General features: G+C 71.7%; 19 protein-coding genes. 5 read left to right on the top strand and 14 right to left on the bottom strand.

Annotated elements, in window-relative coordinates:
- The first annotated feature begins 73 nt into the window (after positions 1-73).
- Both AB0I67_RS05570 and betA read left to right on the top strand, forming a co-directional pair.
- Positions 74-1,003 (top strand): ABC transporter substrate-binding protein, encoded by a 930-nt coding sequence (locus AB0I67_RS05570; protein ID WP_357918019.1) that lies wholly within the window; start codon positions 74-76, stop codon positions 1,001-1,003.
- Positions 1,000-2,628 (top strand): choline dehydrogenase, encoded by a 1,629-nt coding sequence (gene betA, locus AB0I67_RS05565; protein ID WP_357918016.1) that lies wholly within the window; start codon positions 1,000-1,002, stop codon positions 2,626-2,628. The genes AB0I67_RS05570 and betA overlap by 4 nt, the downstream gene beginning before the upstream one ends.
- Here betA and AB0I67_RS05560 read toward each other — a convergent pair.
- Both AB0I67_RS05560 and AB0I67_RS05555 read right to left on the bottom strand, forming a co-directional pair.
- Positions 2,625-3,437: an ABC transporter permease gene (locus AB0I67_RS05560; RefSeq protein ID WP_357918014.1), complete on the bottom strand. Its 813-nt coding sequence runs from the start codon at positions 3,435-3,437 to the stop codon at positions 2,625-2,627. The two genes, betA and AB0I67_RS05560, sit on opposite strands and share 4 nt — an antisense overlap.
- Complete coding sequence (locus AB0I67_RS05555) at positions 3,434-4,468, bottom strand: ATP-binding cassette domain-containing protein (RefSeq protein WP_357918011.1); 1,035 nt, start codon at positions 4,466-4,468, stop codon at positions 3,434-3,436. Before AB0I67_RS05555 ends, AB0I67_RS05560 begins: the two co-directional genes overlap by 4 nt.
- A gap of 59 nt (positions 4,469-4,527) precedes the next feature.
- Between AB0I67_RS05555 and AB0I67_RS05550 the strand changes: the two genes are divergently transcribed.
- A complete protein-coding gene (locus AB0I67_RS05550) occupies positions 4,528-5,295 on the top strand; it encodes a TetR/AcrR family transcriptional regulator (RefSeq protein WP_357918008.1) in 768 nt (255 codons plus the stop codon).
- A 106-nt stretch (positions 5,296-5,401) separates the two neighbouring features.
- Positions 5,402-11,209 carry a DNRLRE domain-containing protein gene (locus AB0I67_RS05545; RefSeq protein ID WP_357918005.1) on the top strand — a complete coding sequence of 1,936 codons (5,808 nt, stop codon included), beginning with the start codon at positions 5,402-5,404 and terminating at the stop codon, positions 11,207-11,209.
- A 94-nt stretch (positions 11,210-11,303) separates the two neighbouring features.
- Here the strand turns inward: AB0I67_RS05545 and AB0I67_RS05540 are convergent, their stop codons facing one another.
- The 9 genes from AB0I67_RS05540 to AB0I67_RS05500 form a co-directional block, all read right to left on the bottom strand.
- The gene (locus AB0I67_RS05540) at positions 11,304-11,861 is read right to left on the bottom strand and encodes a dihydrofolate reductase family protein (protein WP_357918002.1); all 558 of its coding nucleotides are present in this window, start codon (positions 11,859-11,861) and stop codon (positions 11,304-11,306) included.
- 86 nt (positions 11,862-11,947) lie between these two features.
- Entirely contained in the window at positions 11,948-12,676 is a 729-nt protein-coding gene (locus tag AB0I67_RS05535) for a class I SAM-dependent methyltransferase (protein WP_357918000.1), read from the bottom strand.
- Positions 12,677-12,761: 85 nt separating this feature from the next.
- Entirely contained in the window at positions 12,762-13,346 is a 585-nt protein-coding gene (locus AB0I67_RS05530; protein WP_357917997.1) for an ATP/GTP-binding protein, read from the bottom strand.
- The gene (locus AB0I67_RS05525; protein WP_357918392.1) at positions 13,327-13,692 is read right to left on the bottom strand and encodes a DUF742 domain-containing protein; all 366 of its coding nucleotides are present in this window, start codon (positions 13,690-13,692) and stop codon (positions 13,327-13,329) included. The genes AB0I67_RS05530 and AB0I67_RS05525 overlap by 20 nt, the downstream gene beginning before the upstream one ends.
- Positions 13,693-13,696: 4 nt before the next feature.
- Positions 13,697-14,119, bottom strand: coding sequence for a roadblock/LC7 domain-containing protein (locus AB0I67_RS05520; RefSeq protein WP_084961465.1), 423 nt, complete (start codon positions 14,117-14,119; stop codon positions 13,697-13,699).
- 67 nt (positions 14,120-14,186) lie between these two features.
- The gene (locus tag AB0I67_RS05515; RefSeq protein WP_357917994.1) at positions 14,187-17,177 is read right to left on the bottom strand and encodes a nitrate- and nitrite sensing domain-containing protein; all 2,991 of its coding nucleotides are present in this window, start codon (positions 17,175-17,177) and stop codon (positions 14,187-14,189) included.
- A 250-nt stretch (positions 17,178-17,427) separates the two neighbouring features.
- Complete coding sequence (locus AB0I67_RS05510) at positions 17,428-19,641, bottom strand: [protein-PII] uridylyltransferase (RefSeq protein WP_357917991.1); 2,214 nt, start codon at positions 19,639-19,641, stop codon at positions 17,428-17,430.
- A 2-nt stretch (positions 19,642-19,643) separates the two neighbouring features.
- Positions 19,644-19,982 (bottom strand): P-II family nitrogen regulator, encoded by a 339-nt coding sequence (locus AB0I67_RS05505; protein ID WP_357917989.1) that lies wholly within the window; start codon positions 19,980-19,982, stop codon positions 19,644-19,646.
- Complete coding sequence (locus tag AB0I67_RS05500; protein WP_357917987.1) at positions 19,979-21,328, bottom strand: ammonium transporter; 1,350 nt, start codon at positions 21,326-21,328, stop codon at positions 19,979-19,981. The genes AB0I67_RS05505 and AB0I67_RS05500 overlap by 4 nt, the downstream gene beginning before the upstream one ends.
- 241 nt (positions 21,329-21,569) lie before the next feature.
- Here AB0I67_RS05500 and AB0I67_RS05495 point away from each other — a divergent pair, with 241 nt between their 5' ends.
- Complete coding sequence (locus tag AB0I67_RS05495; protein ID WP_357917984.1) at positions 21,570-22,460, top strand: iron-siderophore ABC transporter substrate-binding protein; 891 nt, start codon at positions 21,570-21,572, stop codon at positions 22,458-22,460.
- Positions 22,461-22,509: 49 nt separating this feature from the next.
- Here AB0I67_RS05495 and AB0I67_RS05490 read toward each other — a convergent pair whose 3' ends face one another.
- The 3 genes from AB0I67_RS05490 to hutI all read right to left on the bottom strand — a co-directional run bounded on the left by AB0I67_RS05490 (position 22,510) and on the right by hutI (position 25,781).
- Positions 22,510-23,352 carry an MOSC N-terminal beta barrel domain-containing protein gene (locus AB0I67_RS05490; RefSeq protein ID WP_357917981.1) on the bottom strand — a complete coding sequence of 281 codons (843 nt, stop codon included), beginning with the start codon at positions 23,350-23,352 and terminating at the stop codon, positions 22,510-22,512.
- Positions 23,353-23,564: 212 nt separating this feature from the next.
- Positions 23,565-24,506, bottom strand: a complete 942-nt coding sequence (locus AB0I67_RS05485; RefSeq protein WP_357917978.1) for a sigma-70 family RNA polymerase sigma factor — start codon at positions 24,504-24,506, stop codon at positions 23,565-23,567.
- Between the two features lie 108 nt (positions 24,507-24,614).
- Positions 24,615-25,781, bottom strand: coding sequence for an imidazolonepropionase (gene hutI / locus AB0I67_RS05480; RefSeq protein WP_357917975.1), 1,167 nt, complete (start codon positions 25,779-25,781; stop codon positions 24,615-24,617).
- Between the last annotated feature and the right edge of the window lie 67 nt (positions 25,782-25,848).

Here is a 25,848-nt window from a genome sequence, read left to right as displayed (position 1 = left end):
CCCCGCTGACCCGGAGATCCCCAGCCGCGGCCCCCTGCATCGTGGGGGCCGCGGCATCCTACGGAGAACCCCAATGACCAGAAGCAAGCTGCTCGCCGTGCCCCTGGCCCTCCTCCTGGTGGCCTGTTCCGCCGAGGAGCCCGCGCCCCGGGCGGGGTCGGCCGGGCGGGTGCGGATCGACCTGCACGACTGGGCCGGCTACCGGGCGACCGCCGCCGTCCTGGCCCACCTGCTCCGGAAGGAGCTCGGCTACGAGGTGTCCTTCCGGGAGTCGGCCGAGAAGGACTCCTGGGCCCGCTTCGAGAGTGGCGAGGTGGACGTGATCGTCGAGAACTGGGGGCACGAGGATCTCAAGAAGGAGTACATCGACCGCAAGAAGGTGGCGCTCTCCGCCGGGCTGAACGGCAACAAGGGCGTTATCGGGTGGTACATCCCGCAATGGATGGCCGGCGCCTATCCCGGAATTTCGGACTGGCGCAATCTCAACAAGCATGCGAACCTTTTCCGGACGGCTAAATCCGGAAATTTCGGTCAGGTGCTTGATGGCGACCCCAGTTTCGTGACCAACGACGAGAGCATCGTCAAGAATCTCGACCTGAATTACCGGGTCGTCTACTCCGGCAGCGAGGACGCGCTCATCAAAGCCGCCCTCGACGCCACCAAGAACCGCAAACCGCTGCTCATGTACTTCTACGAACCGCAGTGGCTGTTCACCAAGGTCAAGCTGGTGAAGGTCAACCTGCCGCCCTACGCCATCGGCTGCGACGCCGACGCGGCCAAGGTCGCCTGCGACTACCCGCCCTACCTGCTGGACAAGATCGTCAGCACCCGCTTCGCCCGCGAGGGCGGCAAGGCCTACGAGCTGGTCCGCAACTTCACCTGGAGCAACGACCACCAGAACGCGGTCGCCGGGGACATCGTGGCCGGCCTGACCCCCGAGCAGGCGGCCGAGAAGTGGGTCGAAGAGAACAAGATCGTGTGGAAGGACTGGATGCCCCGGTGACGCGGACGTGGGACTTCATCATCGTCGGCGGCGGCTCGGCCGGCTGCGCGCTGGCCAACCGGCTCAGCGCCGACCCCGGCGCCTCCGTCCTCCTCCTGGAGGCCGGGCGGCCCGACTACCGGTGGGACGTCTTCATCCACATGCCGGCGGCGTTGATGTTCCCCATCGGCAGCCGCTTCTACGACTGGAAGTACGAGTCGGAGCCGGAGCCGCACATGGGCGGGCGCCGGATCTACCACGCGCGCGGCAAGGTGCTGGGCGGCTCCAGCAGCATCAACGGCATGATCTTCCAGCGCGGCAACCCGCTCGACTACGAGCGCTGGGCGGCCGACCCCGGCATGAAGAGCTGGGACTACGCGCACTGCCTGCCGTACTTCAGGCGGATGGAGAACTGCCTGGCCGACCCCGACTCGCCCTACCGCGGGTCGCGAGGGCCGCTGAAGCTGGAGCGCGGGCCCGCGCGTGGCCCGCTGTTCGAGGCCTTCTTCCAGGCGGTACGGCAGGCCGGCCACGAGCTGACCGACGACGTGAACGGCTACCGGCAGGAAGGCTTCGCCGCCTTCGACCGCAACCTGCACCGGGGCCGGCGGCTCAGCGCGGCCCGCGCCTACCTGCACCCGGTGCGCCGGCGCCCGAACCTGACGGTGCGGACCCGCGCGCTGGTGTCGAAGGTGCTGTTCGAGGGCGAGCGCGCGGTCGGCGTCGAGGTCAACGGGGCCGCCGTGCGCGGCAGGGAGATCATCCTGTGCGGCGGCGCGATCAACTCGCCGCAGCTCCTGCAGGTCTCCGGCGTCGGGCCGCGGGCGGTGCTGGAGGCGGCGGGCGTCAAGGTGCGGCACGACCTGCCCGGCGTCGGCGAGCACCTCCAGGACCACCTGGAGGTCTACGTGCAGCACGCCTGCCTGAAGCCGGTCTCCCAGCAGCCGTCGCTGGCGATGTGGCGGCGGCCGTTCATCGGGGCCGACTGGCTCTTCCTGCGCCGGGGGCCCGGCGCGACCAACCACTTCGAGGCGGGCGGCTTCCTGCGCTCCAACGACGAGGTGGCCTACCCCAACCTGATGATCCACTTCCTGCCGATCGCGGTGCGCTACGACGGGTCGGCCCCGGCGGGCGGGCACGGCTACCAACTGCACATCGGGCCGATGTACTCCGACGCCCGCGGCTCGGTGCGGATCACCTCGGGCGACATCGCGGTCAAGCCGGCGCTGCGGTTCAACTACCTGTCCACCGACCAGGACCGGCGCGAGTGGGTCGAGGCGATCCGGCACGCCCGGGCCATCCTCTCCCAGCCGGCCTGGGCGGAGCTGAACGGCGGCGAGCTCTCCCCCGGCCCGGGCGTCGAGACCGACGAGGAGATCCTCGACTGGGTGCGCCGCGACGGCGAGACCGCGCTGCACCCCTCCTGCAGCAACCGCATGGGCCTGGACGAGCTGTCGGTGCTCGACCCGGAGACCATGCGGGTGCACGGGCTGGAGGGGTTACGCGTGGTCGACGCCTCGGCCATGCCGTACGTCACCAACGGCAACATCTACGCGCCGGTGATGATGCTGGCGGAGAAGGCGGCCGACCTGATCCTCGGCAACACGCCGCTGCCGGCCGAGCCGATCGACTTCTACCGCCGCTAGCGGCCCAGCCGACGGTAGGCGCGGACCGACAGCGGGAAGAAGACCGCGAGCAGGACCAGCGGCCAGATCACCGCCATGAGCACCGAGTGCTGGGCCACCCACGAGTCGCCGCCCCAGGTGGGGTTGCCGAACAGCTCGCGGACCGCGCCGACGGTGGCCGACAGCGGGTTCCACTCGGCGATCGCGCCCAGCCAGCCCGGCATGCTGGACGGCGCGACGAAGGCGTTGGACAGGAAGCCCACCGGGAACTCCAGCGCCTGCGCGGCGGCCACCGCGCCGGGGTCGCGGGTGAGCAGGCCGAGGTAGATGCCGGCCCAGATGAGCGCGAACCGCAGCAGGAGCAGCAGGGCCACCGCGGCGAGCGCGCCGGCCGGGCCGCCGGTGGGCCGCCAGCCGACGGCCAGGCCGCAGCCGAGCATGAGGGCGAGCAGCACGGTGGAGTGGATCAGGTCGGCGATGCTGCGGCCGAGCAGCACGGCCGACTGGGCCATCGGCATCGAGCGGAAGCGGTCGGTGACGCCTCGGGAGGCGTCGGTGGTGACCTGGACCATCGTGGCGCTCAGGCCGAAGAGCATCGTCATGCCGTACATGCCGGGCATGAGGAAGTCGAAGTAGTTCGCGCCGGGTGGCACGGCCACGGCGCCGCCGAAGAGGTAGCCGAAGACCAGGGTGATCAGGACCGGGAAGACCAGGCCGAAGACGGCTCCGGCGGGCTGGGCGGCCCAGTGGAGCAGGTCGCGCCGGGCGACGGTCCACCCGTCGGCCAGCGCCCAGCCGAGCCGCGAACCGGTCAGCGGGACGGCACTCATCGGACATCCTCCTTCTCCACCGGACCCGGGCTCTCGGCGCGGGCTTCGGTGCGGGGGTCGGCGGGGGTTCCGGCGGGGGTTTCGGTGCTGGGGTTGGACGGGGTTTCGGTGCGGGGGTGGGTCGGGTTTTCGGTCAGGTCGAGGAAGACCTCGTCCAGGGTGGGTCGGCGGACCGCCAGGTCCTCGATCGCCAGCCTGTCCAGGGCGGTCACCGCGGCGGCGAGGGCGGCCATCCGGTCGCGCACCGGCACGCTGACGTGCCGGGTGTCGGGGTCGGTCTCGGGTTCGCCGCTGCCGATCCCGGCCAGCAGCCCGGCGACCCGGGGCAGGTCGGCCACGTCACGGACCACCACGTCCAGGCGGTCGCCGCCGAGCCGGGCCTTGAGCTCGGCCGAGGTGCCCTCGGCCACCACCCGGCCGGCGTCGAGCACCACGATCCGGTCGGCGAGCTGGTCGGCCTCCTCCAGGTACTGGGTGGTCAGCAGCACGGTCGCGCCGAGCCCGCGCACGGCGGCCCAGACCTCGGCGCGGCTGCGCGGGTCGAGGCCGGTGGTGGGCTCGTCGAGGAAGAGCACGGGCGGCGAGAGGATCATGCCGGCCGCCAGGTCGAGGCGGCGGCGCATGCCGCCCGAGTAGTCCTTGACCGGCTTGCCGCCGGTCTCGGCCAGGCCGAAACGTTCGAGCAGCTCGTCGGCCCTGGCCCGGGCGCGGCGGGCGCCGAGGTGGTACAGGCGGCCGAACATCTCCAGGTTGCGCCGGCCGCTGAGGATCTCGTCCAGGGCGGCGTGCTGGCCGACCAGGCCGATGCTCCGCCGTACCTCCGCGGGGTGGGTGGCCACGTCGAAGCCGGCGACGCTGGCGCGGCCGGCGTCGAAGCCCAGCAGGGTGGTCAGGATGCGGACCGCGGTGGTCTTGCCGGCGCCGTTGGGGCCGAGCAGGCCGCAGACGGTGCCGGGGCGGACCTCCAGGTCGAAGCCGGCCAGGGCGGCCTTGCCCCGGTAGCTCTTGTGTACCTTCTCGGCGACTATCATACGCTGTACCGTACGCCATACGGTTCAAGAAAAGCAAGCGTACGTTGTACCGTACGGATATGACGATCGAGTACTCGGGCAAGGGCGACCCCGCCCGCTCCCTCGCGCTGCTCTGGCGCACCAGCGAGAAGCCGAGCCGCAAGGGCAAGCCGGAACTGAACGTCGACCGCATCGTGCGCGCCGCCATCACGGTGGCCGACGAGGAGGGCCTGCCGGCACTGTCCATGCGCCGCGTGGCCGAGCAGCTCGGCGTGGGCACGATGTCGCTCTACACCTACGTCCCCGGCAAGCCGGAACTGCTCGACGTCATGCTCGACACGGTGTACGGCGAGACCGACCGCAGCGAGGAGTTCGACGGCTGGCGGGCCCGGCTCGCCCACATCGCCCGCGAGAACTGGGCGCTCTACCTGCGCCACCCGTGGCTGCTCCAGGTGGCCAGCAACCGGCCGGTGCTCGGCCCCAACCTGACCGCCAAGTACGACTACGAGCTGCGGGCCATCGACGGCATCGGCCTCAGCGACGTCGAGATGGACGCGGTGCTCACCCTGATCACCGATTTCGTGCACGGCACGGCGCGGGGCGCGGTGGCCGCGGCCCAGGCGGAGAAGTCCACCGGCGTGACCGACCAGCAGTGGTGGACCGCGCACGCGCCCTTCCTGAGCCGGATCGCCGACTACACCCAGTACCCCGTCGCCTCCCGGGTCGGCCAGGCGGCGGGCGAGGCGCACCAGTCCGCCTACGACCCTGCGTTCGCCTTCGACTTCGGGCTGGAGCGGATCCTGGACGGCGTCCAGTTCATGATCGAACGGAAGATGACGATCACCTGAATCCTCCGTAGGTGATCTTTCACCCGGTAAGCCCAAAAACCTACGATCACGGCGCAATTCACCGCACTCGTGATCGGAGAACCCCGTGGTTCCTGGCAGTTCTCGCGTGGGCCGGTTCCAGCCGGCCGCGCGCAGGATCGCCGCGGCGCTGAGCGTCTTCATGATCCTCGCGATCGTGGAAGCGCAGCCGGCGCAAGCGAGAGTCACCTTAACCCCGCCCCCCGCCCCCGACCCCGCGCTCGTCGACCCCTCGGCGGCGCCGCCCGGCCCCACCGCGCCGGACGAGGCCTCCGCCCTGCTCAGCGCCCGGCTCACCGGCAAGCGGGTGGAGATCGAGGCCGCCCGCTCGGAGACCAGCTCGACCTACGCCAACCCTGACGGCACGCTCACGGTGGAAACGTTTTCTGGACCGATCCGCCAGCGGGAGGGCGAAGCCTGGGTCACCCTCGACCCCACCCTGGTCAAGCAGGACGACCAGAGCGTCGCGGTCCGCTCCCACCAGCGCGACCTGCGCATCGGCGGCAAGCCCGACCGCACCGCGACCGACCTGGTCACGCTCGGCCCGGTGACGCTGCAGTGGCCGGGGCCGCTGCCCGCGCCGCAGGTCTCCGGCGACACCGTCACCTACCCGGCCGCGCTCGGCACCGCCGACGTGGTCATCACCGCCACCCGCACCGGCGCCGAGCAGTTCGTCGTGGTCAAGGAGCGGCCCGCCACGCCGCTGACCTACCGGCTGCGGCTCAAGGCGCCCGGCATGAAGCTCCGCCAGGCCGCCGACGGCGGCGTCGAACTGCTCGACCGCCGCAACAAGGTGACCGTGACCGTGCCCGCGCCGGTCATGTGGGACGCCCAGGTCGACCCCGGCTCCGGCGACCACCTGCGCCGCGGCGCGGTGGACATGCGGGTGCGCGGCAACGACCTGGTGATCACGCCGGATCCGGCCTTCCTCTCGGATCCGGCGACCGTCTACCCGGTCACCGTCGACCCCACGCTCAACCTGGGCCAGGTGTTCGACACCTTCGTCCAGCAGGGCTACGGCACCGACATGTCCGGCTCGACCGAGCTCAAGCTGGGCAACAACGGCAGCGGCCAGATCGCCCGCTCCTTCATCACGTGGAAGACGCCCGGCATCAGCGGCAAGCGCATCCTGTCGGCCACGCTCAACCTGTGGAACTTCCACTCCTGGTCGTGCGAGGCGCGGAGCTGGGAGGTCTGGTCGGCCAACCAGGCCACGACCGCCAGCCGCTACCCCGGGCCGACCATGGCCGCCAAGTACGCCACCTCCAGCCAGACCAAGGGCCACAGCTCCGGCTGCGCCGACGGCTGGGTGGGCGCCAACGTGACCTCGCTCGTGCAGCACTGGGCCGACCAGGGCTGGAGCGAGTCGGGCATGGGCCTGCGCGCCTCGAACGAGAGCGACCCCTACTCGTGGAAGCGCTTCAACTCCGGCAACGCCACGAGCCACGTGCCCTACATCTCGGTCACCTACAACTCCTACCCGACCAAGCCGCAGTCGGTGTGGGTCTCCCCGCACACCGTCGCCGGCACCACGATGTGGACCACCACCACGACCCCGCAGCTCCGGGCACACGTCGGTGACCAGGACGGCGGCAACGTGCGCGGCCGGTTCGAGATCCGCGAGGGCGGCAACCTTGTGATCAAGGACATCTACGGCGCCTACGTCGGCAGCGGCGGCTTCTCCAGCTCCGCCGCCATCCCGGCCGGCAAGCTGGTCAACGGCCACACCTACACCGTGCGCGGCTGGACCAACGACGGCTCGCTCAACTCCAAGGAGTACGTCGACAAGGTCATCCGCGTCGACACCGCCAAGCCGCCCGCGCCCTCGGTGACCAGCTCCACCCACCCCGACACGGGCTGGCACGGCGACCCCGGCAAGGCGGCGACCTTCACCGCCACCCCGGGCAACACCGACACCGCGTGGCTGGCCTACCGCCTCGACGAGGGCCCGACCACCCGCGTGGCGACCACCGGCGCGGCCAAGACCTTCAGCGTCACCCCGGCCACGCCGGGCGAGCACACGGTGAGCGTGCAGACCATCGACCCGGCGGGCAACGCCTCCGCCCCGGCGGTCTACACCTTCAACGTGGGCGCCGGGAACGTCGCCGCGCCCGCCGACGGCGAGCGTACGGCCCGCCGTACCGAGCTGTCGGCCAGCGCCCGCAGCCAGTACGACCGGGTCACCTTCGAGTGGCGGCGGGCCGAGACCGACCCGTGGGCCGCCATCCCGCCCGCCCAGGTGCTGGGCGCCGACGGCCGGCCGTTGACGGCCTGGCCGGTGGCGGCCACGGTCAGCGGCGCCACGGCGACCGTCTCCGGGCTCACCTGGAACCTGGTCGACCAGCTCGGCGGCGACGGCGCCGTGCAGGTGCGGGCGGTCTTCGGCAACGCCTCCGGCGCGACCTCGCCGACGGTGGCCACCGACGTGGTCGCCGACCGGCAGGCCAGCGGCGCGGCCACCGAGGAGCTCGGCTCCGGCACGGTCAACCTGCTGACCGGCGACTTCCGCCTGGAGGAGTCCGAGGCCGAGCTGTTCGGCCTGGCGCTGTCGCGCACCGCCTCCTCGCGTGACCCCAAGCTCGGCAAGACCACCTCGCCCTTCGGGCCGGAGTGGTCGGCGGGCGGCGTCTCGGAGGTGGCCGAGTCGGAGTACACCTCGCTGACCGAGACCTCGGCCAGCTCGGTAGAGCTCACCCTGGCCGACGGCAGCCCGATCCAGTTCACCAGGACCGGCTCGGGCTGGAAGCCGGAGGAGGGCGCGGAGGAGCTCACGCTCACCGGCGCCTACACGCTCAAGGACGCCGACGGCGTGGTGACCACCTTCACCAAGCCGGCCGGCTCGACGCTCTTCCGCCCGGCGACCACCACGCCGCCCGGCGCGAACAACGTCACGCGCTACGTCTACGAGGCCGACCGGCTCAAGGCGATCATCGCGCCCACCGGCGCGGTGGCCGACCTGGCGGTCGACTGCGCGCTGCCCTCGCCCAAGCCCGGCTGCCGCGTGCTGGAGCTGGTCTACGAGGGTGACCGCGTGGGCAAGGTGCTCTTCCACGACTCGGGCACGCCCGTGGCCGTGGCGCAGTACGCCTACGACGCCTCGCGCCGCCTGATCGAGGCGTGGGACCCGCGCGTCACGCCCGCGCTCAAGACCACCTACGCCTACGACGCCGCCGGCCGGATCGTGCGGCTCACCCCGCCGGGCGAGCTGCCCTGGACCTACGCCTACGACGCCGAGGGCCGGCTGCAGCACGTGTCCAGGCCGGGCCTGCGCGCGGGCACGGCCGACCAGGTCGAGGGCGAGGCCCGCACCTCGATCGTGTACGACGTGCCGCTGGACAAGGCGTCGGGCGGTCCCGCCGACCTCAAGCCGCAGCACACCGCGGTCTGGGGCCAGCGCAACAACCCGACCGACGCCACCGCGATCCTCCCGCCCGACCAGAGGCCCGGCTCCGGCTGGGCCCGCGCGACCGTGCACTACCTGGACGCCAGCGGGCGCGAGGTCAACACCCTCACCCCCGGCGGGCACCTGTCGGTGACCGAGCACGACAAGTTCGGCAACACCGTGCGCGAGCTCGGCGCGGCCAACCTGGAGTTGGCGCTCGGGAGCGCCCCGCGCCTGGACGACCTGGGCATCTCCGCCCTCGGTACGGCCGAGCGAGCCGAACTGCTCTCGACCCGCTCGATCTACGACGAGGAGGGCCAGCGCGAGCTGGAGGAGTACGGCCCGCTGCACCTGATCGGCGCCGAGCCGGCCAGGCTGCACACGGTCAAGGTCTACGACGAAGGCCGCCCGGCCGACGCCGCGACCAAGAACCTCGTCACCAAGGAGAGCGTCGGAGCCCGTGCGCCGGGCGCGGCGAGCGACACCGACGTGCGCGTCACGGTGACCGAGTACGACTGGAAGCTCGGCCAGCCCACCAAGATCGTGAAGGACCCGGGCGGGCTGAACCTGACCACCACGACGTCCTACGACGCCGAGGGCCGGGCCATCCGGACGACCCTGCCGCGCGGCAACGCGGGCGCCACCCTGCTCACCACCTACTACACCGCGACCGGCGCCGCGCCCTGCGGCGGCAAGCCCGCCTGGGCCGGCCTGGTCTGCCGGATCGCTCCGGAGAGCGGCACGCAGACCCCGGTCAAGACCACCACCTACACCCGCTTCGGCAGCCCGCTGACCGTGGCGGAGAGCGCCGGCGGCGTGACCAGGACGACCCACACCGGCTACGACGCGGCCGACCGGCCGCTGACCTCGTGGATCACCGGCGGCGTCGGGCAGCAGGTGCCGGTCTCCGGCGTCGTCTACTCCAGCACCACCGGCAAGGTGCTGGAGCGCCGGCGGCTCGACGCGCAGGGCAACGTCACCGAACGCGTGGCGACGGGCTACGACCTGCTCGGGCAGACGATCTCCTACACCGACGCCGACGGCGCGGTGACCACCACGGAGTACGACCTGCTGGGCCGTACCACGAAGGTGTCCGACAGCCTGCCGTCCACCGTCGTGTACGCCTACGACCACGCGGCCGAGCCGCGCGGCCTGGCCACGTCGGTGACGGACTCGGTGGCCGGCGCCTTCACCGCCCGCTACGACGCCGACGGCGGCTTCGCCGGCGGCGACCTGCCGGGCGGCCTGCACCTGGCGGTCGAGGACGACGAGCGGGGCACCGACCTGTCCCGCGTCTACACCCGCGACGGGCAGGAGGAGCCGCTCCTGGCCGAGCAGGTGGAGGTCTCGGCGCACGGCCAGCGGCTGCGCGACGGCCGGCGGAGCTACGGCTACGACAAGGCCGGCCGCCTGACCTCGGTCACCGAGGGCTGCGAGAAGCGCACCTACTCCTTCGACGCCAACACCAACCGCACCAAGCTCGCGGCCGAGGACTGCGAGGGGAAGGTCACCGAGACCGGCTACGCCTACGACGCGGCCGACCGGCTCACCGGCGAGGGCATCGCCTACGACCAGCTCGGCCGGACCACCGCCCTGCCGGGCAGCACCTTCGAGTACCACGTCAACGACTTCGTCCACAAGCAGACCGTGGGCGAGCGCACGATGACCTGGACCCTCGACGCGGCCGACCGGATCCGCTCGTTCACCGGCCCGGCCGGAACGACCGTCAACCACTACGACGGCGAGGGCGACACCCCGTCCTGGGTGGCCGAGGCCGACGGCGGCGTCACCCGCAACGTCAACGGCATGGACGGCAACCTGGCCGCCCTGACCGGCCGCGACGGGCAGGTGCGCCTCCAGCTCACCTCCCTGCACGGCGACGTGGCCACCGAGCTCGACCTGGCCACGCTGACCGCCACGGTGGTGGACGCCGACGAGTTCGGCGTCTCCCGCTCCGAGCCCAGGCGGTACGGCTGGCTGGGCGGCAAGCAGCGCTCGGCCGAGACGCTCGACGGGGTCGTCCTGATGGGCGTGCGGCTCTACTCGCCGGCCCTGGGCCGCTTCCTGCAGATCGACCCGGTGACCGGCGGCAGCGCCAACGCCTACGAGTACTGCGCGGGCGACCCGGTCAACTGCACCGACCTGGACGGCAAGGCATTCTGGATCCCGGCCATCGCGGCCTGCCTGCGCTGGTGCTCGCGGGCTGGCTCCTGGGGCCGCAAGGCGTGGGGCTGGGGCAAGAGCGGCTGGCGCTGGGGCAAGAAGCAGTGGGGCAAGCGGGGCCAGGCCGGCAGGACGCTCAAGCGCTGGGCCAGCAGCGGTCGCCGCTGGTTCAGCCGTGGCGGCTTCGTCGGCGCGGTGGCCTACGGTTCCTACGGCTGCTACCGCAAGCGGACCTGGTCCGGCTGCGGCAACGCCTGGCTGAACGGCGCCAAGTGGGGCGCCGGCATCGGCGGTGGCTGGGGCATCGTGCGCGGCGGCTGGCGCCTGCGGCGCTGGTGGCGCAGGGGCTGACGCCTGACCAGGGGCCCGGGCAGCCGGTCCGGGCCCCTTTCGCGTCCCATCGGCCGGCACCCTCGGGACCGGCCCTGCACCCGCCGCACGGGCGCTAGCGCTTGGGTCGGTAGTGCAGGGCGACGATCCCGCACTCGAACGGCCGCGCCTCCACCAGCTCCATCCGGTGGTGGGCGCCGGCCGGGAAGACCGGCATGCCCGAGCCGATCGCGGTCGGGTTGACCAGCAGGTGCAGGTCGTCCAGCAGCCCGGCGGCGATCAGGTTGGCCACGAAGGTGCCGCCGCCGTAGGCGATCATGTCGCCGCCCGGCCGCGCCTTCAGCTCGTTGATCGCCTCGGCCAGGTCGCCGCCGGCGACGGTCGCGTTCTCCCACGGCGACTCGGTGAGCGTGCTGGAGACGACGACCTTCGGGGTCTCGTTCATCCAGGCGACCGTCGCCTCGTCCTCGCCCTCGGGCGCGGCGGCCCAGGTGGGGATGAAGCCCTCGGCCAGCTTGCGGCCCAGGACGATGAGGTCGACCGGCTTGGTCAGCGCGTCGAGGTAGGCGTTGAGGTCGTCGGTCCAGGGGAAGGTCATCCAGTCCATCTCGCCGTTCGGGCCGGCCATGTAGCCGTCGGCGGTGACCTGGACCTGGAGCTTGAACTTACGCATGATCGCCGTCTCTTTCGTGGTGGGGGCCGTGCTTTCCGATGTCCCTCACTCTGCCGGGGTCGCCTTACGGTTTCCTTCCGTCCCTCTTAAGGCCGCAGCGCCACGGTGATGATCTCCCGGGAGTCGTCGGTAAGAGGCCCGCGGACCCAGTCGCCGTACTGCGCCTCGATCACGTACCCGGCCTCGGCCAGGAAGGCGTTGAGCTCGGCGGGGTCGAGGAAGCGCAGCTCGGCCCGGTCGACCCGGAGCACGGTGCCGTCGGGCGTCGCGGTGGTCTCGCTCAGCGCGACGACGCCGCCCGCTCCCATTTCGGCCTCGTGCCACATCCGCAGCTTGCGGCCGTCGGCGGTCTCGACGTCGGAGGCGTTGCCCGGGTGCCAGCCGGTCCAGGCGCGGGCCTGGGGGTGGCGGGTGCCGAAGACGAAGCGCCCGCCGGGCCGCAGGGCGGTGTGGATCGCGCGCAGGGAGGCGCGCAGGTCGGCGTCGGTGATCAGGCACTGGAAGGCGTTGCTGGTCATGGTCGCCAGGTCGAACTCGGCCGTCCAGCCGAGGTCGGCCGCCTTGCCCGCCACCCATTCGACGCCCGGATGCCGCCGGGCGCGGTCCAGCATCGCCGGGTCGGGGTCGACGCCGGTCAGCCGGCCGGTGTGGCCGCGCTCGCGGGCGTCCTGCAGCAGGCTGCCGGTGCCGCAGCCCACGTCGAGCACGTCCGAAGCGGCCAGGACGTGTTCCGTCACGAAGGCGCACTCGGCGCGGGCGGGGTCCCAGGGGGCGAGCTGGTCGTAGAGAGCCGCTACGTCGGCGTCGGAGAACATTCCGACAGTGTCACCACCCGGCCCGGCGCCGCCAACCGGTTTTCCTGGCGGGCCGGGCAGGGGGTCACGAGCCTTCCGCCGCGGGTCAGGCCGGCGTGCCGTACGCCGCGCGGATGCGGACGACGTGCTCGACCAGCGTGATCAGCGTCTGCTTGACCGCGTCGCGGTGGCGCGCGTCGGTCCGCACGATCGGCACGTGCGGGGCCAGCGCGAGCGCCTCGCGCACCTCGTTCTCGGCGTGGGCGAAGGTGCCGTCCCAGCCGTTGATCGCGATGACGAACGGCAGCTTGGCCTCTTCGAAGTAGTCGATCGCCGGGAAGCTGTCGGCCAGCCGCCGGGTGTCGACCAGCACGACCGCGCCGATGGCGCCACGGACCAGGTCGTCCCACATGAACCAGAACCGGTGCTGCCCGGGCGTGCCGAACAGGTACAGGATCAGGTCCCGGTCGAGCGACAACCGGCCGAAGTCCATGGCCACCGTGGTGGTCTGCTTGTTCGGCGTCATACCGAGGTCGTCGATGCCCGCGGAGGCATCGGTCATGACCGCTTCGGTGGTGAGCGGGAGGATCTCGGACACGGCGCCCACGAACGTCGTCTTCCCGACGCCGAAGCCGCCGGCGACGACGATCTTCGTCGACGTCAGCCCGGGGCTAGAGCCTGCGAAGTCCACTGAGCACCCTTTCGAGCATGTTGAGGTCTGGCTGACCTTGTTCCAGGCGCGGCTGGTGGAGCCGGACGAGACCTTCGTCCGACATGTCGGCGATCAGCACGCGCGCCACCCCGAGCGGGACCCGCAGCAGCGCTGAGATCTCCGCCACGGAGCGGAAGGTACGGCATAGCTGCATGATGGCTTCCTGCTCGGGGGTGAGCAGGGCGAGCTCGTCGTCCGGGATGGACATCGAGGAGACCAGCGTCTCCATGGCCAGGTGGTAGCGAGGCTCCGACCGGCCGCCCGTCACCGCATACGGACGGAACAGGGGCTCCTCGTCCCCCGAACCGTCGGCGCCGTACACCATCACATCACCGGGTCCTGGCGGCTTGCAGTTCCGCGCGCAGGGCCGGGGTCAGCGCCTGGCCGGCCCGGTCCACCAGCAACGTCATCTGGTAGGCCACCAGCCCCATGTCGCAGTCGGGCGCGGCCAGGACCGTCAGCACCGAACCGTCGCTGATCGCCATCACCAGCAGCAGGCCGCGCTGCATCTCCACCACGGTCTGCGTCACCGCCCCGCCCTCGAAAACGCGCGAAGCGCCCACGGTGAGCGAGAGCAGTCCCGCCGAGACCGCCGCCAGCTGGTCGGCCCGGTCCGGGGGGAAGCCCTCCGACGAGGCCAGGCAGAGTCCGTCGGCCGAGACCACCACGGCGTGGGCGACACCAGGGGTGTTGCGCACGAAGTCGGTGATCAGCCAGTCGAACCGATGCGCCTCATGGCTGAGGGTCGTCACTCTTCCTCCTTGGTCGTAAGCGTGCCCGCAGTGATGCTGTGCCGGGCCTGTCGCCCGGCAAGCTCGCTCACGCTTGGTCCTCCTGCTCGTTCAGCTCGGCCCGGCCGCGCCGGACGCCCTGCTGGAAGCTGGACATACGGTTGCGGATCCGGTCCGCCGAGACCGGCGGCGCCGGCGGGACCGGCGCCTGTGGTTGTGCCGGCTGGGCCGCGGCCGTGCCGGGCACCAGGTTCGCCTTCGGCGTTCGGCGCGGGAGCCCGGCCTGGGTCACGCCGCCGAGGCTGGGGTCGCTGGCCGCCGCCGCCGCACGCCAGCCGGCGTCGGCGGGGGTGCGCCAGGCGTCACCGGCCGGTACGGCAGGCGCCGCGGCCTCTTCGGCGGCCGGCTCGGCGGCCTTGCGCGGAGCCGGCTCCTGGGAGGCGTCGGGCCGGCGGAACCAGGCCGACTCCACCGAGGCGAAGATCGGGAGGTACTCCTCCTGCTCCGGCTCCATCGACGAGAACTCCACCGACGGGGTGGCCGGGCGCTGCAGGTCGCTGGTGTAGTGCGGGGCGGCGAACGCCCCGCTGTCGCGGCCGGGGAGCGAGCCGTCCCTGCTCGGGAGCGGTCCCGCGCCGTTGTCGCCGCTGGGGAAGCCGTTGTCCCGGCTGCCGAACGCGCCCCCGCCGCCGAAGGCGCCGGTGTCACGGCCGAACGATCCGGTGTCGCGGCTGCCGAAGGCGCCGGTGTCGCCGCTCGGGAACGCTCCGCCGTCGCGGCGCGGCAGGCCGTTGCCCTCCGCCTGCGGGTAGCCCGGGTAGGAGCCGGTCTGCGGCGGCTGCTGCTCGCGGCGCACCGGGTTGTCCCCGCTGGGGAAGCTCGGGAAGGACGAGCTGTCCAGGCTGGGGAAGGCGGCGTTGTCCAGGCTCGGGTAGTTGCCCGGGTTGCTGGGAAAGGACGGGTGCGAGCCGGGCGCGAACGGTCCGGACGGCGGCTGCGGGAAGGCCTGGGCGGGGTCGGCGGTGAAGGAGCCGAGGCCCTGCCGGCCGCTGGTGAGCCCGGAGGAGCCGGTGGTGTCCCAGTCGCCGCTCGGGAAGGACTGGAAGCCGTTCTGCGCGGCCGGGGCGGCGTTGGCGCTGCCGCCGAAGGCGGGACGCTGCGGCACGGGCGGCTGGCCGGCATCCGGGATGAGCGACGGCGGCAGCAGGATCATCGCGATCAGGCCGCTGCCCTCGCCCTTGCGGAGCTGGACGCGGATGCCGTGGCGCAGGGCCAGGCGGCCGACCACGAACAGGCCCATGCGGCGGGAGACAGAGACGTCGACGACGGGCGGCTCGGCCAGGCGGCGGTTGGCCTCGGCGAGCTCGTCCTCGGTCATGCTGATGCCGGAGTCGCTGACCGACACCAGCGCGCCGCCGCCTTCGATGATGCTGGAGGTGACGACGACCTGGGAGTTCTTCGGGGAGAACTGCACGGCGTTCTCGACCAGCTCGGCGACGAGGTGGACGAGGTCGTTGGCGGCGCTGCCGACCACCATGGTGGCGCGGTGCACGCGCACCTGGACGCGCTCGTAGTCCTCGACCTCCGACAGCGCCGCGCGGACGACGTCGACGAGGCGGGCGGGCTGGCTGCGGCGGCGGGCCGGTTCGTGGCCGGCGAGGACCAGGAGGTTCTCGGAGTTGCGCCGCATGCGGGTGGCGAGGTGGTCGAGCTTGAACAGGTCGGCCAGCCGGGCGCCGTCCTGCTCGCCCTTCTCCAGGCCGTCGATCAGCGAGATCTGCCGCTCGACCAGGGTCTGGGTGCGGCGGGAGAGGTTGACGAACATCGCGCTGATGTTGCCGCGCAGCTCGGCCTCCTCGGCGGCCAGGCGGACGGCCTGGCGGTGGACCTCGTCGAAGGCCTGCGCCACTTCGCCGATCTCGTCCTTGCCCTCGATCGGGATCGGCAGGATGTCGGGCGGGTTGGAGTCGCCCGAGACGCGCAGCGTGCGCACCACGTCGGGCAGCCGGATGCCGGCGATCTCCAGGGCCTCCGAGCGCAGGCGGCGCAGCGGGGTGACCATCGACCGGGCGATGAGCACGGTCAGGACCAGGACGAGCAGCAGCAGGACGAGGATCGCGGCGCCGGCGAGGATCGCGTTGCGGACCTCGGCCTCGCGCAGCTGGTTGGCGCGCAGGAGGGCCTGGGCGGCGGCCTTCGTCTCGACCTTGCCGCGGATCTGGTCGATGGCCCAGGAGTTGTCGTTGAACCACTCGCTGATGCCCTCGGCCCTGTCCGAGATCAGCCTCGATTGGATCTTCGGGCCGCCGTCTGCCATGGTGATGGCACGACCCTTGGTCAGTTCCGACCGGTAGTAGCGCTGCTCGTTCAGGGCGTCCTGGAGTTCCTTGGCGAACTCCGGACCGGCTTCGGAGCCGAAGGCGATCATGGCCGCGCGCTGCTGGGCGCGCAGGGCGATGAAGTCCTCGACCTGGAGCGCGGTGACCGCGGACTTCTGGTAGGCCGTCTGGAGAAGGAGGATGCGCTGCTCGGAGATGGCTTCCTTGGCCCGCGCCAGCTCGCTCAGCCCGCGCAGCAGGCCGACCGTCTTGGAGTCCTGGGTGAGCAGCGTGAGCTCCTCGTGCAGGGCCAGCAGGTTCTCCACCATGCCGCTGTAGCGGGCGGTCAGCTTCTCCTTGCGGACGGTCGACAGGCCGCGGACGGAGGCGGCGGCGAGGCGGGCGCGCGCCTCGGCGCGGACCCCGTAGCTGGAGTCGATCGTGGCCAGGTCGGCGAGGACGACCTTCGCGTTGCGGTCGGTCTCCTTCTCCCGGTTCTGGACGTGCTCCTGGAGCTTGTCGTTGTTCCGCGACAGGTAGTACCAGCCCGCCGTGTCACGCTCCAGTCCGATCGACTGGAGGAGGTCGCGGATGTGTCCGGCCTGCTCGGCGGCGGTCGCCAGCCGGGTGTAGTCGCCGACGCTCTCGACGGAGGTGACCACGCGCGCACCGGCGAGGGTGACACCGGCGATCGTGGGCACCAGGATGAGAGCCGTGAGGCGCCACCGTACGCGCCAGTTGCGCAGCGCGAACCGTGGCAACGACCGCTTTTGGCGGTCTCGCCGGGCGGCCCGGCCGCCGCGGGCGTCAAACTTGCCCGCGTCCGGCGCCTCCCTGCGTGTGCCTGGGTCTGGCACGTTGTTACGCGTTGTCACCGCTGTTCGCTACCCCTCGGTCATCCCGTCGCAAAAGACGGGTCATAGGTCGTCCACAAGGTATCCGCCGGACGTCGATGACCAGGCAAAACAGACACAATTGTTACAAATGTGACCACAGACTGTGCATGTCCGGTTATCGCAAAGCGGCAAGCACCTGATCACGCACCGCGCGGCGTTGCACGTCATCGCTGAGGGGGCGCCCGGCGCGATCCACCACATAGAAGACGTCAACCGCCTCCGCGCCCAGAGTCTCCACATGAGCAGCTTTCACGTCAAGCCCGCAATCCCCAAACGCACGCCCGATGCGCCACAAAAGTCCAGGTCGGTCATGCGCTCTGACCTCGACAACTGTCGCTGTGGCAGACGCGTCGTCAAGGAGCCGCACCCGCGGCGGGGCCACGGGGACGCGAGCAGGTCTCATGGCTCTGGTACGGCGAGCCAGCCGCTGCTCGATGTCGAGCCGCCCGGCGAGCACCAGCCGCAGATCCGCCTCCAGCGTGGCGGGGTCGGGCGGCGAGCCGTACTCGGGGATGACGGAGAACTCCAGGACGGCGGTGGAGCCGGCCGAGGCCGCCGAGGCGGACCTGACGACCAGGTGATGCGCGGCCAGCACGCCCGCAGCGCTCCACAGCAGGCCGGGCCGGTCGGGCGCGACGACGGTGACGCCGGCGCCGTTCACCCGCACCGCTCCCCCGCCGTGCCGGGCCAGCGCGGCCTGGGCCGGGGAGAGCACGGGCGCCCTGGGCGGCGGCGAGCCGGCCAGCACCGAGCGCACGCGGCGGACCAGCTCGGCGACGAGCCCGGCCTTCCACGAGTTCCAGGCGGCGGGCCCGGTCGCCAGCCCGTCGGCGACGGCCAGCGCGGCCAGCAGGTCGAGCAGCTCGCGCGAGCCGACCGCGGCGGCGACCTTCTCGATGGTGACCGGGTCGTCCAGGTCGCGGCGGGTGGCGGTCTCCGGCAGCAGCAGATGGTGGCGGACCAGCCCGGCCAGCAGATCGGCGTCGGCGGCGGGCAGGCCGAGACGGGCGGCGAGGTCGCGCACCACCACGGCGCCGCCGACCGAGTGGTCGCCCGGCCCGCCCTTGCCGATGTCGTGCAGGAGCGCGCCGATCAGCAGCAGGTCGGGCCGCGGCACCTCCCGGGTGTGGGCGGCGGCGTTGGCGGCCGTCTCGATCAGATGGCGGTCCACGGTGAAGCGGTGGATCGGGTTGCGCTGCGGCCGGTGCCGCACGCTCTCCCACTCGGGCAGCAGCTTCACCAGCACGCCCGCCTGGTCGAGCTCCTCCCAGACCGGCACCGCGGCCCGGCCCGCGCCGAGCAGCGCCACCAGCGCGTCCCGCGCCTCGGCGGGCCACGGCACCGGCAGCGGCGGCGCCTGGGCGGCGAGCGTCGCGACGGTCACCGGGGACAGCGGCAGCCCCGCCTCGGCCGCCGCGGCGGCGGCCCGCAGCAGCAGGACCGGATCCTTGGCCGGGTTGACCCCACGGGCCAGCACCACCTCGCCGCCGTGCTCGACGACCCCGTCGGCCAGCGGGCGGCGACCGCGCGGCGCCGGTCCCGAGACCAGGCGGTCGACGCTGCGCCAGGTGAGGTCGAAGGCGTGCGCGACGGTCCGGCCCGCCTCCGACACCCGGCGCATCAGCGCGTCGGCGTCCAGCAGGCCGAGCGTCGCGGCCACGGCCTCCTGCTCCTGCAGCACCAGCCGGTCGGCGCCGCGGCCGGTGACCTCGTGCAACGCGTGCCGGACGTCGAGGACGACCTCGTGCGCCTCCCGCACCCGCGGCCCGGGCGCGGAGGCGACCCAGGCGGCGGCCACGGCCTGCATCGCCTGGAAGTCGCGCAGGCCGCCCCGGCAGTCGCGCAGGTCGGGCTCCAGGAGGAAGGCGAGCTCCCCGGCGTGCTCGGCCCGCCGGCCGGCCGCCTCGCGCAGCTCGCCGAGCCGGCGGCGCGAGTCGGCCCGCCACTCGGCCAGCACCGCCTCGCGCACGCTCCTGGTCAGGTCGGGGTCGCCGGCCACGTGCCGGGCCTGGATGAGGCCGAGCACCGCCTTCAGGTCGTTCCTGGCCACCTCGACCGCCTCGGCCACGGTGCGGACCGAGTGGTCGAGGCCGATGCCGGAGTCCCAGACGGGGTACCAGACGCGGTCGGCGATCCTGGCGATGCCGGGCTCGCCGTCGTGCAGCAGGACCAGGTCGAGATCGCTGCCGGGGGCCGGTTCCGCCCGGCCCAGGCTGCCCACGGCGACCAGCGCGAGCCGGGCGGTGCCGCCAGCCGTACCGAGCAGGTCCTTGAGCCAGCGGTCGATCTCCGCGGCCCGCTCGCGGCGGGCCGCGGCGAAGCCCCGCACCGCTAGAGCGCTCCGGGTCCGCGCTCACCGGTGCGCACGCGGATCACCGTGTCCACGGGCACCGACCAGACCTTGCCGTCGCCGATCTTGCCGGTCTGGGCGGCCTTCACGATGACGTCGATGACCTCCTCGGCGTCGTCCTCCTCCGCCAGCACCTCCAGGCGGACCTTCGGCACCAGGTCGACCTGGTACTCCGCGCCTCGGTAGACCTCGGTGTGGCCCTTCTGCCTGCCGTACCCGCTGGCCTCGCTGACCGTCATGCCCTTGACCCCGAACTGCTCCAGGGCGGCCTTGACGTCGTCGAGCTTGAACGGCTTGATGACGGCGGTGATCAGTCTCATGCGTCCACCTTCTTGGCAGCGATCACGGGGGCGTTGGCGGAGATCACGCCGGAGGCGTGCACACTGCCCAGGTCGTAGCCGGTCTCGGCGTGGGTGGTGATGTCGATGCCCGCCACCTCGGCCTCCTCCGGGATGCGGAAGCCCATCGTCTTGTCGATGAGCTTGCCCAGCACCCAGGAGACCACGAAGGAGTACACGCCGACCGCGACCGGGCCGAGGATCTGCAGGCCGACCTGGCTCCACTGGCCGCCCTCGATCAGGACGCCCTTGTTCTGGCCGGGCAGGAAGGGGTAGGCGGCGACGAAGCCGAGGGCGACCGCGCCGATCACGCCGCCGACGAGGTGCACGCCGACCACGTCGAGCGAGTCGTCGAAGCCGAGCCGGTTCTTCAGCCCCACCGCGTAGCAGCAGGCGACGCCGGCCAGCAGGCCGATGACCACGGCGGCCCAGGGGTCCACGAAGCCGCAGGCCGGGGTGATGGCGACCAGGCCGGCGACCGCGCCGGAGGCGACGCCCAGCGTGGTGGAGTGGCGGTCACGCAGCTTCTCCACGACGATCCAGGCGCCCGCGGCGACGGCGGTGGCGATCTGGGTGTTCATGAAGGCCAGGCCCGCGGTCTGGTCGGGGGCCAGCTCCGAGCCGGCGTTGAAGCCGAACCAGCCGAACCACAGCAGGCCGGTGCCGAGCAGCACCAGGGTCAGGTTGTGCGGGCGCATCGGCTCCTTGCCCCAGCCCTTGCGCTTGCCCAGGACCAGGGCGAGCGCGAGGGCCGCGGCTCCGGCGTTGATGTGCACCACCGTGCCGCCGGCGAAGTCCTCGATGCCGAGCTGGCCCAGCCAGCCGCCGCCCCACACCCAGTGCGCGACCGGGAAGTACACGACCGTCACCCACACCAGGGCGAACAGCACCCACGCCCCGAACTTCGCCCGGTCGGCGATGGCGCCGCTGATCAGCGCGACGGTGATGATGGCGAAGGTGAGCTGGAAGGCGGAGAAGACCATCAGCGGGAAGTTGTCGGCCGCGGCCATCTCGGCGGTGATCTGCTTGGCCGCGTCCTCGACGATCAGGTTCTCGTAGACGGCGTTGAAGACGCCCGACAGGCCCAGGTAGTCGAGACCGCCGACCAGGTTGTTGAGGAAGCCTTCCGAGGAGTCGAAGGCCAGGGAGTAGCCGTACATGACCCACGCGATGGTCACCACGATGATGCTCGCGAACGACATCATCATCATGTTGAGCACGCTCTTGGCCCGGGTCATGCCACCGTAGAAGAACGCGAGGCCCGGAGTCATCAGCAGCACCAGGGCGGTGCACACGAGCATCCAGGCGGTAGTGCCGCCGTCGATCATCGACGCGACCCTCCTTAGGTTGGGCTTGTCCATTGCGGCGCCGCCCGGACTCCGTTGACCGGCTGCGCATCTGACGATGCACCGAACTGTGTTCTTCCGCCGTTTCGGGCCACGACCAGGTGTGTTTCGCGCTGGTGAATCTCCCCGGGAGGGTGTTTCGCGGGTGTTTCGGACAGCTCACTAAACCTGGATGCGGTTAAACTTAGGGTTGCCTTAGTTTCGTGATCAAGGAAGTCTCCCCATGCGCCTGCGCTCGGCCGCCCTGGCCCTGCTGCCCGTCCTCGCCCTCACCGCCTGCTCCTCGGGGGGTACGGCTACCGCCGACGGGCCGACCGTCAAGCACGCCATGGGCTCCACCCAGGTCCCCGCCTCGCCCAAGCGGGTCGTCGTGCTCGACACCGACAAGCTCGACACCATGGTCACCCTCGGCCTCACCCCGGTCGGGGCCGCCCAGGCCGCCGAGAACCAGAAGTGGCCGGCCTACCTCGGCTCCTCGCTCGACGCCACCAAGGCGGTCGGCACCCTCCAGGCGCCCAACCTCGAAGCGATCATGGCGCTGAAGCCGGACCTGATCCTGGGCACCAAGTTCCGGCAGGCCGCCTTCTACGACAAGCTCTCCAAGATCGCCCCCACGGTGTTCACCGAGAAGGTGGGGATCACCTGGAAGGAGAACTTCCTCCTCGACGCCGAGGCGCTGGGGAAGAAGGGCGAGGCCACCAAGCTCCTCGCCGACTACGAGGCCCGGGCCAAGACGATCAAGACCACCAAGAAGGCGAGCATCGTCCGGTTCATGCCGACCGAGATCCGGATGTACGGGCCCGAGTCCTTCAGCGGCATCGTCCTCGGGGACGCCGGGGTGCCCCGGCCCGAGGCACAGCTCCTCGCCAACCAGGAGGACAAGCGCTTCGGCAAGCTCTCCGCCGAGAACCTCGCGCTGGCCGACGGGGACGTGCTCTTCTACAGCGCGTACGGCAAGGCGGCCGAGGAGTCGCAGGCGGCGGTCACCGCGGGGCCGCTGTGGCAGAACCTCAAGGCGGTCAAGCACAACGTGGACGACGAGGTGTGGATGCTCGGCATCGGGGTCACCGCTGCGGGCAAGATCCTCGACGACCTCCAGAAGCACCTGGCCTGACCCTTGGCGGGGAACCGGCTCAGGACGGTTCCCCCGCTATCGGGGTGGGTCAGGTCAGGAGGGCGACCGGGTCGCCGGTGCGGATCGTCCCCGGCCGCAGGACCTTGGCGTAGGCCCCGGCGCACGGCAGCTCTCCCAGGTCGAACACCGGCACCCGGTTACGTTCCGCCGGGCGGCGCAACGCCTCCCTATCCTTCGGCAGGTCCCCGTGGGCCAGGGTGGGCACCACGCACCGGGGGCTCACCACGATGACCTCCAGCACGACCTCCGCCCCCACACCCACCTCCCGCCCGACCCACCCGTTCTCCGGGAACCCCTCGGCCGCGCCCCCGATCACCAGGTTCGGCCGGTACCGGACCGCCTCCATCCCGCCCAGGGCGGTGAGCGTCGAGGTGGTGATCAGGTGGACGGGCGCGAAGTCGAAGAACGTCCCCGGCGCCGCCCCACCCAACCGGCCCACCCTGACCGTCACGTCATCAGCCTCCCGAGCCGGCCCCTCTGTGGACCCGCCCTCCCGAGCCAGCCCCCTTTCGGGCCCGCCCTCCCGAGCCAGTCTCATTTCGGGCCGGCTCTCCAGGTCGGCCTCCCGGGCCAGCACTTCCTCGGGGTCGGCCTTCTCCAGCTCGGCGTTCTCCGGCGGGGTGGCGATCAGCCGTACCTGCCGGCCCAGCACCGCCGACAGGCTCGCGTCATCGTGCTCCTGCGTCCCGTGGAGGCCGAGCAGGTCCCGCCACAGCCGGGGGTGCTTGGCGCTGGCGACCTTGCCGGTGGCCACATCCAGCACCGCCCTCGCCCGATCCCCCGCCAGCCCCTGGGCCGTCACCTCACTGCCGGCCAGGCTCTCCCCGAGCATCGACTTGATCGGATACCGCCGAATCTCCTCCACCCGCATCCCCGGATCCTACGAGCCGGCCTCTCCCACCAATTCAGGAGCTCCCCGCCCAAGCCCCCGGAATCCCCCCGCCGACCCCCTCGACCCTCCCTGAGGCCGCGCCCGCCACCTCGTGTTCTCCCCCGAATCCACCTCCACGCAGAACGACCCGGCCGATGCGAGCGGCCGGGTCGTCAGTGAGAGCAGGTGAAAAGGGTCAACAGGTGGAAGGGTCAAGCAGCAGAGGTGGCCATCTTCCGAAGCCGTGCCAGCGCGTCCCGCTCGATCCGCCGAGCCCGGTCCCGCCCGATGCCGTACCGCTCGCCCACCTCGGTCAAGGTGTGCTCCCGCCCGTCCACCAGCCCGTACCGCCACCGCAACATCTCGCTGGTGTCGCGCTCCAGCCCGGTGAGCCACTCGTCGAGCCGCTCCCGTTCGAGGATGTCGATCGCCTGCTGCTCGGGGTCGGCCCACGTCTCGTCGGCGATCATGTCGCCCAGCTCGGTCTCGTCCTCGTCCCCCACCCCGAGCTGCAGCGAAACCGGGTCGGACGCCCAGCGCCGCAGCTCCCGCACCCGCTCGATGGGCAGCTCGAGCACCTTGGAGAGGTCCTCGTCGGTCGGCTCGACGTCGAACTCGGCGAGCATGTCCCGCCGCACCCGCATGAGCCGGGTCATCTGCTCCCCGGCGTGCGTGGGCAGCCGGACCGGCCGGGCCTGCTCGTGGATGGCCCGCCCGACGGACTGCCGGATCCACCACGTCGCGTACGTCGAGAACTTGTATCCCCGCCGGTAGTCGAACTTCTCCACCGCGCGCACCAGGCCCAGGTTCCCCTCCTGGACCAGGTCGATGAGCGGCATCCCGCGACCGGAGTACTTGCGCGCGACCGCGACGACCAGTCGCAGGTTGGACTGGATGAACTCGTCCTTGGCCCGTTGCCCGGATATGGCCAGGGCGTTGAGCTCCTCGTCGCTCGCGTCACCGATCTTGGGTTCGTTGCCGCCCCGATCGAGTAGCTGCTCGGCGAAGAGGCCCGCCTCGATCCGCTTGGCGAGCTCGACCTCCTCCTCCGCGCTGAGCAGCGGTACCCGCCCGATCTCCGCCAGGTAGGTCCCCAGCAGATCTCGATCCGCGACCGCCTGCTCCTGCGTGCGACTCCCCGTAGGCCTTGCCATCCCCAGGCACCTCTTCCGCAGGCTGCGTTCTATACCCCGGCAACGCGTGACCCGTGGCAAAGATTCCCTAAAGCAGTACGCCGTTGGGATGGTTTTGTTCCTCCTCCTTTAGGAGGAGAAAACCGTGCGAATAAGCGGTACTCCGGGGCGATACGCAAGGTGAACATAGGAGGGCGCGTCGAGAACGACGAGGTCGGCGCGGGCTCCGGGGCGGAGCACGCCGACGTCGTCCCGACGTAGTGCGCGGGCTCCGCCGTACGTCGCGGCGCGGATGGCCTCCAGCGGCGTCATGCGCATCTCACGTACGGCGAGTGCCACGCAGAACGGCATGGACGAGGTGAAGGAAGAGCCGGGATTGCAGTCGGTGGCGATGGCGACGACGGCTCCGGCGTCGATGAGGCGGCGGGCGTCGGGGTAGGGCGAGCGGGTGGAGAACTCGGCGCCCGGCAGCAGCGTCGCGACGGTGTTTCCCGAGGCCAGCGCCTCGACGTCGGCGTCGGTGAGGTGGGTGCAGTGGTCGGCCGAGGCGGCGTCGAGCTCGACCGCGAGCTGGACACCCGGGCCTTCTGTGAGTTGATTGGCATGAATTCTCGGCAAAAGTCCAGCTTTAATCCCGGACGTCAGGATTTCGCGGGTTTGGTCGCCATCAAATGCGCCTCGTTCACAAAAGACATCAACCCACTTCGCGTACGGCGCGCACGCCGCGAGCATCTCACCCGTGACAAGCCGGACGTAATCGTCGGCCGCCATGTCCGCCGGGACCACGTGCGCCCCGAGGAAGGTCGTCTCCTCGGTCACCTCCCGCGCGTACTCCAGCGAGCGCCGCTCGTCCTCCACGGTCAGGCCGTAGCCGCTCTTGATCTCGACGGTGGTCGTGCCCTGCGCCCGCATCTCGGCGACCAGGTCGTGCATGCGGCCGGTCAGCGTCTCGCGGGAGGCGGCCCGGGTCGCGGCGACCGTGGTGCGGATGCCCCCGGCGGTGTAGGCCTGGCCGGACATGCGGGCGTTGAACTCCGCCGTGCGGTCGCCCGCGAAGACGAGGTGGGCGTGGCTGTCCACGAACCCGGGGATGACCCCGGCGCCCTGGACGTCCACCCGGTCGTCGGCGTCGGGCGCCTCGCCGGACGGGCCGACCCAGGCGACCTGGCCGTCCTGGATCACCAGGGCCGCGTCGGGGATCTCCTCCCGCGCGGGGTCGCCCGTGTAGAGCAGGCCGATGTTGTCGACCAGGACGCTGCGCGCCCCGAAGGTCGAAGTGTCCACGAACTCGCTCACCCGGCTGCTCCCATCAGCTCCGCACGCCCGCCCACGCCGAGCGCACCCATCTCCTCCACCGGCCCGC

Source organism: Nonomuraea sp. NPDC050310, from assembly GCF_040655795.1.
Classification (GTDB): domain Bacteria; phylum Actinomycetota; class Actinomycetes; order Streptosporangiales; family Streptosporangiaceae; genus Nonomuraea.
This window is presented reverse-complemented; position numbering and strand designations above follow the sequence as displayed.